This window comes from Delftia sp. GW456-R20 (assembly GCF_001622915.1).
GTDB lineage: Bacteria > Pseudomonadota > Gammaproteobacteria > Burkholderiales > Burkholderiaceae_C > Comamonas > Comamonas acidovorans.
Genome location: NZ_LWCN01000004.1, coordinates 3018160 through 3028807 on the forward strand (window position 1 = coordinate 3018160; position 10648 = coordinate 3028807).

At 69.1% G+C, this 10648-nt stretch carries 11 protein-coding genes; 5 read left to right on the forward strand and 6 right to left on the reverse strand.

The features are described from left to right. The 3 genes from A4F85_RS18755 to A4F85_RS18765 all read left to right on the forward strand — a co-directional run bounded on the left by A4F85_RS18755 (position 1) and on the right by A4F85_RS18765 (position 2932). Complete coding sequence (locus A4F85_RS18755) at positions 1–633, forward strand: cyclic nucleotide-binding domain-containing protein (RefSeq protein WP_012202998.1); 633 nt, start codon at positions 1–3, stop codon at positions 631–633. A gap of 125 nt (positions 634–758) precedes the next feature. Continuing rightward, positions 759–1895: a PilT/PilU family type 4a pilus ATPase gene (locus A4F85_RS18760; protein WP_012202997.1), complete on the forward strand. Its 1137-nt coding sequence runs from the start codon at positions 759–761 to the stop codon at positions 1893–1895. A 125-nt stretch (positions 1896–2020) separates the two neighbouring features. After that, positions 2021–2932 (forward strand): NAD(P)-dependent oxidoreductase, encoded by a 912-nt coding sequence (locus A4F85_RS18765; protein WP_012202996.1) that lies wholly within the window; start codon positions 2021–2023, stop codon positions 2930–2932. A gap of 223 nt (positions 2933–3155) precedes the next feature. Here the strand turns inward: A4F85_RS18765 and A4F85_RS18770 are convergent, their stop codons facing one another. The 3 genes from A4F85_RS18770 to A4F85_RS18780 all read right to left on the reverse strand — a co-directional run bounded on the left by A4F85_RS18770 (position 3156) and on the right by A4F85_RS18780 (position 4982). After that, complete coding sequence (locus A4F85_RS18770) at positions 3156–3887, reverse strand: BON domain-containing protein (RefSeq protein WP_063327425.1); 732 nt, start codon at positions 3885–3887, stop codon at positions 3156–3158. After that, on the reverse strand, positions 3884–4492 hold the full coding sequence (locus A4F85_RS18775) for an SIS domain-containing protein (protein WP_012202994.1): 609 nt from the start codon (positions 4490–4492) through the stop codon (positions 3884–3886). Before A4F85_RS18775 ends, A4F85_RS18770 begins: the two co-directional genes overlap by 4 nt. Before the next feature lie 73 nt (positions 4493–4565). After that, positions 4566–4982, reverse strand: a complete 417-nt coding sequence (locus A4F85_RS18780; RefSeq protein WP_013804432.1) for a YraN family protein — start codon at positions 4980–4982, stop codon at positions 4566–4568. Between A4F85_RS18780 and rsmI the strand changes: the two genes are divergently transcribed. Next, positions 4982–5923 carry a 16S rRNA (cytidine(1402)-2'-O)-methyltransferase gene (rsmI, locus tag A4F85_RS18785; RefSeq protein ID WP_063327426.1) on the forward strand — a complete coding sequence of 314 codons (942 nt, stop codon included), beginning with the start codon at positions 4982–4984 and terminating at the stop codon, positions 5921–5923. The genes A4F85_RS18780 and rsmI overlap by 1 nt on opposite strands. On the opposite strand, the gene A4F85_RS18790 is transcribed toward rsmI, so the two are convergent. From A4F85_RS18790 to A4F85_RS18800, 3 genes are all read right to left on the reverse strand, one after another. Beyond that, the gene (locus tag A4F85_RS18790; RefSeq protein ID WP_043783186.1) at positions 5924–7180 is read right to left on the reverse strand and encodes an Hsp70 family protein; all 1257 of its coding nucleotides are present in this window, start codon (positions 7178–7180) and stop codon (positions 5924–5926) included. Positions 7181–7296: 116 nt separating this feature from the next. Then, a complete protein-coding gene (locus A4F85_RS18795) occupies positions 7297–8136 on the reverse strand; it encodes a VOC family protein (protein ID WP_063327427.1) in 840 nt (279 codons plus the stop codon). Positions 8137–8161: 25 nt separating this feature from the next. After that, positions 8162–8713, reverse strand: a complete 552-nt coding sequence (locus A4F85_RS18800; RefSeq protein WP_013804436.1) for an OsmC family protein — start codon at positions 8711–8713, stop codon at positions 8162–8164. Positions 8714–8965: 252 nt separating this feature from the next. On the opposite strand from A4F85_RS18800, the gene A4F85_RS18805 reads away from it, so the two are divergent. Next, a complete protein-coding gene (locus A4F85_RS18805) occupies positions 8966–10639 on the forward strand; it encodes a TIGR04028 family ABC transporter substrate-binding protein (protein ID WP_063327428.1) in 1674 nt (557 codons plus the stop codon). The last annotated feature ends 9 nt before the right edge of the window (positions 10640–10648 follow it).

A 10648-nucleotide genomic window follows, 5' to 3' on the forward strand; every position in this document is an offset into this window, starting at 1 on the left:
ATGAAAAGCATTTTCCGCAAGCTGCGAAGCGGCCAGGAGCCTTCGGCCCCGGCCTCCGAGTCGGCCTTCTTCACGACCACGCTGGCGGCGCATGGCTTCATGGACCCGCACACTCCTCCCGTTCCCTGGGAGGCGCGCGCCATCGAGGTCGGCGCCACGCGGCTGCCGCGCGGCGGCGGGGGCCAGCTGGAGCAGCTGTGGTCGCGCGACCGCTACCTGGGCCAGCTGGATGCGGCCAGTCTGCAGCGGCTGAGCGAATATTTCATCTACGCGGCCGTGGCACCGCAACGCGACGTGATCCGCCAGGAAGAGAACGGCAGCTTCATGGCCGTGGTGCTGTCCGGCCAGATCGCCGTGGAGCGCCAGCAGCCCTGGGGCGAGCGCATGCGCCTGGCGCAGACGCGGCCCGGCGACATCCTGGGCGAGATGTCCCTGCTGGACGGCGGGCCGCGCTTTTCCAGCTGCACCACGCTGACCGACTGCGAGATCGGCGTGCTCAGCGCCGAGGCGCTGGACGAGATGATGGCCAAGGACGCCGCGCTGGCCGCCAAGCTGATGGCGCTGCTGGCGCGCAAGCTCTCGTTCCGGCTGCGCGCCATCAGCGTGCGCCTGGGCGAAGAGCAGCACACATAGACAGTGAGTGAGTGAGTGAGTTGAATATGAGGACGCCTGGCCCCTGCGGGCCGGACCGGCCTACCTGCAAATAACAAAACAACCTGTGCGCCACAACGGCGCGCAATGCCCGGGGGAATACGGCAATGGAAAGAGATCAGGCCACCAAGTTCATCAACGACCTGCTCAAGCTCATGGTCAGCCGCAACGGCAGCGACTTGTTCATCACGGCGGAATTCCCGCCGGCGATCAAGATCGACGGGCGCATCACCAAGGTGTCGCCGCAGCCGCTGTCGCCCGTGCACACGCTGACGCTGGCGCGCTCGGTCATGAGCGACAAGCAGATCGCCGATTTCGAGCGCACCAAGGAGTGCAACTTCGCCATCTCGCCGCCGGGCATAGGGCGCTTTCGCGTCAACGCCTTCATCCAGCAGGGCCGCGTGGGCATGGTGATGCGGACGATTCCGCTGGCCCTGCCCACCATCGACAGCCTGGGCGTGCCCCAGGTGCTCAAGGAGGTGGCCATGACCAAGCGCGGCCTGTGCATCCTGGTCGGCGCCACGGGCTCGGGCAAGTCCACCACGCTGGCCGCCATGGTGGACTGGCGCAACGAGAGCTCCTACGGCCACATCGTGACCATCGAGGATCCCATCGAATTCGTGCACCCGCACAAGAACTGCGTGGTCACGCAGCGCGAAGTGGGCCTGGACACGGACAGCTGGGACGCGGCGCTCAAGAACTCCCTGCGCCAGGCGCCGGACGTGATCCTGATGGGCGAAATCCGCGACCGCGAGACCATGGAGCACGCCATCGCCTTCTCGGAAACCGGCCACCTGTGTCTGGCCACGCTGCACGCCAACAGCGCCAACCAGGCGCTGGACCGCATCGTCAACTTCTTCCCCGAGGACCGCCGCCCGCAGCTGTTGATGGACCTGTCGCTGAACCTGCGCGCCATGGTCTCCCAGCGCCTGCTGCCCAAGCAGGACAGCAAGGGCCGCGTGGCCGCCATCGAGGTGATGCTCAACTCGCCGCTGATCTCCGACCTGATCTTCAAGGGCGAGGTCACCGAGATCAAGGAGATCATGAAGAAAAGCCGCAACCTGGGCATGCAGACCTTCGACCAGGCGCTGTTCGACCTGTTCGAGTCCAACCTGGTCACCTACGAGGATGCACTGCGCAATGCCGACTCGGTCAACGACCTGCGGCTGCAGATCAAGCTGGGCAGCCAGCGCGCCAAGTCGCTGGACCTGGCGGCGGGCACCGAGCATTTCGCCATCGTCTGAGGGGCGTGCCATGCACGCCCTGACCGCGCCTTCAGTGCGCTGAGCCGGCATGCCGGCTCCTTCCAGGGCCGCGCCGGACGCGGCCCTGCGCCACCCGCCTCCCACCACCTCTCAGGATTGCTTCCATGTCCGACTCCTCCATCGCCGCCCGCAGCTATGCGGACACCGCCCCTCTTTCCGTGGCCTTCCTCGGGCTGGGCGTCATGGGCTACCCCATGGCCGGCCACCTGGCCACGGCGGGCCACCGCGTCACGGTCTACAACCGCACGCCGGCCAAGGCCCGCGCCTGGTGCGAGGAGTTCAACGGCGGCCATGCGGCCACGCCGCGCGAGGCCGTGGCCGGCGCCGACATCGTGTTCAGCTGCGTGGGCAATGACGATGACCTGCGCTCGGTCGTGCTGGGGCCGGACGGCGCCTTCGCGGGCATGCGCCGCGGCGCCATCTTCGCCGACCACACGACGGCATCGGCCGAAGTCGCGCGCGAGCTGCATGCGGCCGGGCTGGAGCTGGGCCTGCAGTTCATCGACGCACCCGTCTCGGGCGGCCAGGCCGGCGCCCAGAACGGCCAGCTCACCGTGATGTGCGGCGGTGACGAGGCCGCCTTCGCCACCATGCAGCCCGTGGCCATGGCCTTCTCGCGCGCCTGCACGCTGATGGGCGACAGCGGCGCCGGCCAGCTCACCAAGATGGTCAACCAGATCTGCATCGCGGGCCTGGTCCAGGGCCTGTCCGAGGCCATCGCCTTCGGCCAGCGCGCGGGCCTGGACATTCCCAGCGTGCTCGATGTCATCGGCAAGGGCGCCGCCCAGAGCTGGCAGATGGACAACCGTGGCCGCACCATGGCCGAAGGCAAGTTCGACTTCGGCTTTGCCGTGGACTGGATGCGCAAGGACTTGGGCCTGGTGCTGGCCGAAGCCCAGCGCAATGGCGCCCGTTTGCCCGTCACGGCCCTGGTGGACCAGTTCTATGCCGATGTGCAGCAGATGGGCGGCAGGCGCTGGGATACCTCCAGCCTGATCAAGAGGCTCACCCCCTGAGCGGCTTACGCCGCTTCCCCCTCGTTGCACGGCGCCTCTCTACCCGCTTCGCGGGGGAGGGGGACGACGCCCTCGGCTAGGCGCCCCCGCCGCGAGGCGGCTCTTGCTCGGCGTCCCTGGCTTTTTGGTCGCGCCGGTTTCAAAGGTCGGTTGCAGTGGCTGACTCAGTAAGCAATGAAAAAAGCCGGAACATGTTCCGGCTTTTGCTTTCAGGCGGCGGTGATCACTTCACCGGGGTGGCGGTGGCGCCTGCGGGGGTGGACAGGCTGCTTTCCGAGAGGCTGGTGGGAGCGCTGGCTGCGGCGGCCTTGCCGGAGTCGTCGGTGACCACGGGGGCGGACTGGGGCTGCATGCGGGCCAGTTCGTCCTCGGAGATGACTTCCACCACGCGCACGACCTTGGTCACGTCGTTGATGCCGCGTGCAATCTCGGCGCCGCGCTTGGCTTCGCGCGGGGTGACGATGCCCATCAGGAAGACGACCTTGTTCTCGGTCACGACCTTGAAGGCCGAGGCCTGGATGTCCTTGGCGTCCAGCAGGCTGGCCTTGACCTGGGTGGTGATCAGCGTGTCCTTGGAGCGCTGGCTCAGCGTGGAGGTGAAGGGAGCCACCACCACTTCGTTGAAGACATTGCGCACCGTGGGCTGCTCGCGCACGAGCTTCTCGATGGTCTGGCGGTCGGCCTCATTGCCGGCCTCGCCGGTCAGCAGCACCTGGCGGTTGTAGCTGGTGACGTTGACATGGGCCTTGTCGCCCAGCACTTCGGCGATGCGGTTGTTGGCGCGCAGCTCGATGCCCTGGTCTTCCACCTGGGTGCCGGTGGTGCGGCGATCCGCCACCGACATGCCGGCCATCACGGCGCTGCCGCCCACCAGGGCGACGCAGCCCGACAGGGCGGCGCCCAGGGACGCGACGGCGAGCACACCGCAGGCGGCGCGGGACCAACGGAACTTCATAGAGGCATCTCCTGTTCACCAAGTAACTGGGCATCCACGCCGTCGCACAGGCAGTGCAGCACCAGCGTATGGGTTTCGCGCACGCGCGCCGCACGGTCGTGCGGCACGCAGATCAGAACATCGGTCTCGCGCACGCGGCCGGCCAGGGAGCCGCCCGTGCGGCCGGTCAGCACCACGGCCATCATGTCGCGCTCATGGGCGGCATCCAACGCCTCCAGCACGGCCACGTCGTTGCCCGTGGCGGACAGCACCAGCAGCAGGTCGCCGGGCTGGCCCAGGGCGCGTATCTGGCGCGCCAGGTACTGGGTGGCGTTGCCGCCCGAGCCCGTGGCGCCCACGGTGCCCAGCAGGCCGCCGTCGGAGACCAGGGCCACGGCAGCCAGCTCGGGCCGGTCGCGTTCGAAGCCGGCCACGCACAGGGCGGCGAAGAGTTGGGCATCGCTGGCAGAGGCGCCTGCGCCGCAGGCCAGAACCTTGCCGCCACTGGTCACGCAGGCCAGCATGGCCTGCACTGCCGCCGCAATGGGCTGGCTCAGCGCCTGGGCGGCCTGGTATTTCAGGTCGGCGCTGTCGATGAAATGCTGTTGGATACGTTGCTCAAGCATGGAGGCCCGATGATAACTGCCGCCCTTGAAGTCTTTCGTAGCCAGGCGTTATTTGTGCTGCAGCGGTAACGGATCAGGCGCCTTCGGCGTCAAAGGCGGCCTGCAGCCACTGCACGGCGGACCCGGCGCCGGGCTCGACCAGCACCACGTCGAAGCGGCAAGGCGGCGGCGCGGACCAGCGCATCAGGTAGTGGCGCGCCGCAAATACGATGCGCCGCTGCTTGGTGGCACCGATGCTGGCGCCGGCACCGCCGAAGGCGCGCGTGCCGCGGCTGCGCACCTCGACGAAGACCACGGTGCCGTCGCGCGCCTGCACGATGAGGTCGATCTCGCCGCCGCCGCGGCCCGGCGTCCGATAATTGCGCTCGACCAGACGCAGGCCGGCCGCCTGCAGATGGGCCAGCGCCGCATCCTCGGCCTGCTGGCCCCGGTGCCGGGTCGTGAGGGCAGACGGCCCCGCGCCTGCCGGCTTTTTCGCAAGGAAACCCATTGACTACCTCTTTCGCCACCGCGCTGGGCGCAGCCAAGGATGCTGCGGCATCCCAGCATTATCCGCAGGGCGCCCTCTACGTGGTGGCCACTCCCATCGGCAACCTGGCCGACATCAGCCTGCGCGCCCTGCATGTGCTGCAGCTGGTGGACTGCGTGGCCTGCGAGGACACGCGCCACACTCAGGGCCTGCTGCGCTCCTATGGACTGGACCGGCCCGGCAGCCAGCTGCTGGCCGTGCACCAGCACAACGAGGCCGAGGCGGCCCAGCAGATCGTGGCGCGGCTGCAGCAGGGCCAGCGCATCGCCTATGTCAGCGATGCGGGCACGCCCGGCGTCAGCGACCCCGGCGCACGCCTGTGCGCAGCCGTGCAGGCCGCGGGCCTGCGCTGCATTCCGCTGCCCGGCGCCAGCAGCATCACGGCCGCCATCAGCGTGGCCGGCGCGGTCACCCCTTCACAGGGCGAGGGAGGTTTCGTCTTCGCAGGCTTTCTGCCCACCAAGTCGGCCGAGCGCCTGGCCGCCGTGCAGCAATTGGCCCTGCAGCCGCGCTGCACCGTGCTGCTGGAGGCGCCCCACCGCATTGCCGACCTGGCCGCCGCCCTGGCCACGCTGGGCGAGCGCACGGTGACGCTGGCACGCGAGATCACCAAGCAGTTCGAGGACATTGCCACCATGCCCGCCAGCGCGCTGCCGGCCTGGCTGCAGGCCGTACCCCAGCGCAGCAAGGGCGAATTCGCCGTGGTGCTGCACCCGGTGGCCCTGGGTGGCGATGAGGCCGACGCCGACGCCCTGCGCGTGCTGCGCCTGCTGCTGGCCGAGCTGCCCACCAAGACCGCCGTGCGCCTGGCCGCCGAGATCACGGGCGCACCACGCAACCGCCTCTATGACGCCGCGCTGGCGATCAAGCAGGCCGCCGAGGAGGACGGCGACGCGGATTGATCAGGCATACGCCAGGCCGGTGGCCACGCCACCGAACAGGTCGCCTTCGACCTGCGGCACGCCCGGGAAGGCCTCGCGCAGCGCATCGCGCAGCGTGCGCAGGGCCGATGAGCCGCCCGTGAGGTAGATGGCGTCCAGCGCCTGGGGCGCCACGCCGGCCAGGCGCAGGCAGTCCTGGGCGCAGGCCACGACCTGTTGCAGCGGGCCTTGCAGCTGCTCGTGCAGCACCTCGGGCGAGATGGCGGCGGACAGGCCCGATTCCAGCCAGCCCAGCTCGATGGCCGCTTCGGCATGGCGCGTGGAGGCCTCGATCTTGGCCTGCTCCACCACGGCGGCCAGGCGGTGGCCTTCGCGCAGTTCCAGCACTTCCATCAGGCGCTTGTGCAGGCGCTGGTCGCTGTAGTCGGTGCGCAGGTTGCGCGCCTCGGCCAGGGCCTTGGGCGAGTACAGCCACTGGATCAGGTGCCAGGTCGAGAGGTCGAAGAACACGCGGCTGGGCACTTCGCGGCCGCTGGGGCCGATGTGCCGGTAGCCCAGCAGCGGCATGAGCTGGGCCAGGTTGAGCCGGTGGTCGAAGTCCGTGCCGCCGATGTGCACGCCGCTGGTGGCCAGGATGTCGTCGCGGCGATCGCTGCGGCCGGCCTGCTCAGGGCCCAGGCGCACGACGGTGAAGTCGGAGGTACCGCCGCCGATGTCCACCACCAGCACCACGGATTCCTGCGTGAGGCGCTGCTCGTAGTCCAGCGCGGCGGCAATAGGCTCCATCTGGAAATCCACTTCGCCCAGGCCTGCGGCGCGCGCGGCATCGGCCAGAGCCTGCTGGGCCTGGCGGTCGCGCTCGGGATGGTCGTCCACGAAATGCACGGGCCGGCCCAGCACCACGCGCTCGGGCAGGCGGCCGTCCAGCGAGGCACGCGCCCGGTCGGCCACGCGGCGCAGGAATAGGCCGATGATGTCCTGATAGCTCACGAACTGGTCGTGCACCGCCGTCTTTTCCTGCAGCAGCGCACTGCCCAGCAGGCTTTTGAGGGAGCGCATGAGCCGGCCCGGCTCGCCGTCCAGGTACTGGGCCATGGCGTCGCGCCCGAAATGGGTGCTGTGCTCGTCCGTATGGAAGAACAGCGCCGTGGGCATGCCGCAGGCATCGCCCTCCAGTGGCAGCAGGCGTGCGGTCTGGCCGGGGGCGCGCCAGGCCATGGCGGAGTTGGAGGTACCGAAATCTATGCCCAGCGTGGCAGGAGTGGAAGCAGTCGTCATGGCAAGCAGCGCCGCGCCACGGCGCCCCTCAAGGAAGGCCGCGGCCGCAACGAAAACGCCCACCGGGGTGGGCATGGGTGTCAGCGGGGCGCCATTCTAGCGCCCACGCATTTCGCCTAGGCGGCGGCGGTTTCCCTGGCCGGGGAAACCTGGGCCAGCACGATGCGCGCGCCATGCGTGGCGGTCTCGTCCAGCGCCAGCGCAGACGCGGGCTGGCGTACCTGCAGCTCGATGGCATAAGGGCCTTCACCGCGCGTGGCCAGACGGTGGCCCAGGGTGCCCGTGGCAACGCCCTGGGCAGGCGCAGCCAGCACCAGCGCAGTGGCGCCCAGCTCGGTAGCGCCCAGCCTCAGCGATGCGCGGTAGGCGCTGCCGTCGTCCGACAGCCGGGCCTCGCCAATGTCGGCGCCCTCGCCCAGCAGCGCGCGCCAGCGTGCCAGGCTGGCGCGCAGGTCATGCACGGCCACGTACAGCCGGGCCACGCCGGTGGCGCCGTTGGGGTGCACGCGCGCCTCCCCTTCGGGCACACGCAGGGCGCGCGGCGTGAGGTCGCCGCAGAGAAAGGGCAGGTCCTGGCTGCGGGCGCGTGCATTGCGCCAGCGCAGCTGCGCGCCGTCGGGGCGCAGGCGGCCGCCTTCGTAGGGCGCCTCGTAGTCCAGGCCGCGCGCCTGGGCGGCGGCAACCACGGCGCCGGTCTCGGTGGGCAGCAGCGCGAAATCGACAATGCCCTCGCCATGGCGCTGCAGCTGCTGCCACCAGCGCTCCTCGGGCGCGGGTGCGCGCCAGGCGATGAGTTCGAAATAGGCGCCGTCCGCAAACACCACCAGGGCGTTGTGCGTGGAGCGGCCCGGATGCTCGCCGCCGCGCAGCACGTTGAAGCCCAGCGCGGTGTAGTCGGCAATGGTGCGTTCCAGGTCCTGGACCGCGATGACGATGTGGTCGAGTGGCAGGGTCATGGCAGGGGTGCTTTCCGCACGGTGTTCAGGCTGCCAGGCGCGCGGCGGCGCTGGAGTCGGTGTGGCGCACTTCGGCGCGGATGTTCTGCGGATTGCGCAGCAGGTTGAGGATGGGGCAGGTGCGCTCCACGGCCTCGAACAGCGCATCGATCTCGGCGCGGCTGGCGGGCGAGTCGATGTGCACGGTGTAGCCGATCTCATGCGGCCAGATGGGCGTGGCCTCGTGGCCGGGCTTGCCGCCGCGCGGATCGATGATGCCCGTGACCTCGACCTCCAGGCTCTCCACGGGCACCTGGCGCTCGGCCGCCTGGATCAGAAAGATGTGGGTCACGCAGGTGCCCAGCACGCCCAGCTGCAGCTCGGGCGAGCTGGGGCCGAGGTTGTAGCCCGCGAAGTCGGGCGGGCTGTCGCTGATGACCTGGTGCTCGCGGATGCGCAGGCGGCGCACGCCGCTGCGGCCCTCGGCGCGCACATGGGCCTTGAGGTGGGCGGGCTGTGCCGTGCCGGCCGCGACGGCGGCGCTGCGTGCGAGCACGGCGGCGCGCTTTTCGGCGAGGTATTCGTTGAGATGGCTCATGGACGGGCTTTCGGTGAAGGAAGTACCAGCCCATTGTTGGGACTGCCGCATGCGCGGCAAACAAACGAATCCGTCTGCGCTTATGCACTGGGCAGATATGCGGGGGCTCCCATCCCTTAGTCGTTTTCCAAATAACGATGCAACTCGATATATGAGCGCAAATATTTGGCATCGATAGCATGAAAAACATGGAGCCGGTCCTGTGGCCGGCAGTCTTGTTTTTCAGCGCCCCAGCGGCGGCGAGGTACGAACGTGTTTTCCCAATCGAAGGCGGGTCAGGTGGCATGGAAGGCCGCGATAGCGGTATTGGCGGGCAGCAGCCTGCTGCTGGCGGCGTGCTCCAAGCAGGCCGATACGGCCCAGGCGGGCGCGGCTGCTGGCCCCGTGGAAGGCGGCACCCTGGTCTACCTGGAGCAGCAGGCCCATACCAACCTCTATCCGCCGGCCGGGGGCTTCTATCCCAACGGCGGCGTGCTCAACCAGATCACCGACAAGCTGACCTACCAGGACCCGAAGACGCTGGAGATCCAGCCCTGGATCGCCGAGTCCTGGACCGTGAATGCCGATGCCACCGAGTACCGCTTCAAGCTGCGGCCCGGCGTCACCTTCTCCGACGGCGCGCCGCTGGACGCGGCGGCCGTGGCGCGCAACTTCGACACCTATGGCCTGGGCAACAAGGCGCTCAAGCAGCCGGTGTCCGAGGTGATCAACAACTACGAGCGCAGCGAGGTGGTCGACCCGCTGACGGTGAAGTTCTTCTTCAGGAAGCCTTCGCCGGGCTTTCTGCAGGGCACTTCGGTGATCGGCTCGGGCCTGGTCTCGCCGGCCACGCTGGACCGCCCCTTCGAGGAGCTGGGCGACGCCACGCGCATCATCGGCTCCGGCCCCTTCGTGGTGGCCAGCGAGACGCTGGGCAAGGAGCTGGTGCTCAAGGTGCGCAAGGACTATGCCTGGGGTCCCGCCAAGCTGGCCCACCAGGGCCGCGCGCGGCTGGACGAGGTGAAGTTCATCGTCACGCCCGAGGACAGCGTGCGCATCGGCGCGCTGCTGGCCGGGCAGGCCGGGCTGATCCGCCAGATCCAGGCCTACGACGAAAAGCGCGTCGAGGACCAGAAGTTCAGCATCTACGCCCCGCCCACGCGCGGCGTGAACAACAGCGTGGCCATCCGCCCGGACAACGCCCTGGTGGCCGATCTCAAGGTGCGCCAGGCCCTGCTGCACGGCACCAATGCCAAGGAGATCGTGGAGACGCTGTTCTCGCCGCGCTATCCGCAGGCGCGCTCGGTGATTGCCTCCACGGCGGCCGGCTTCGTGGACCTGTCGGCCAAGCTGGCCTATGACGAGGCCAAGGCGAAACAGCTGCTGGACGAGGCCGGCTGGACGCTGGGCGCCAACGGCCTGCGCCAGAAGGACGGCCGCGATTTCGTGCTCTCCACCTACGAGTCCCTGCCCCAGCCGCAGAACAAGGAGACGCTGCAGCTCGTGGCCCAGCAGTGGGCGCGCATCGGCGTCAAGCTCAACGTGTTGTCGGGCGACGCGGGCAGCCGCGCGGTGGACACGCTGGACCCCGACAAGACCGGCGTGCTGCCCGGCATGGTGGGCCGCGCCGATCCCGACGTGATCAAGAGCAACTACTACCCGACCAACCGCAACGTGCTGCTGCAAAAGGGCGGCGTGAGCCAGAAGGTCAAGTCCTTCGAGGACACCAAGCTCAACGGCCTGTTCGACGCCATCGCGGCCGAGACCGATGCCGCCAGGCGCCTGGCGCTGGCCGGCGAGGTGCAGAACTACCTGATCGACCAGGCCTATGTGATCCCCATCTTCGAGGAACCCCAGGCCTTTGCGGGCGCAGGCTGGGTGCGTGACGTGGGCTTCGAGGCCGTGGGCCGGCCCAGCTTCTACAGCACCTGGCTGGCCAGGCGCTGACCGGAACGC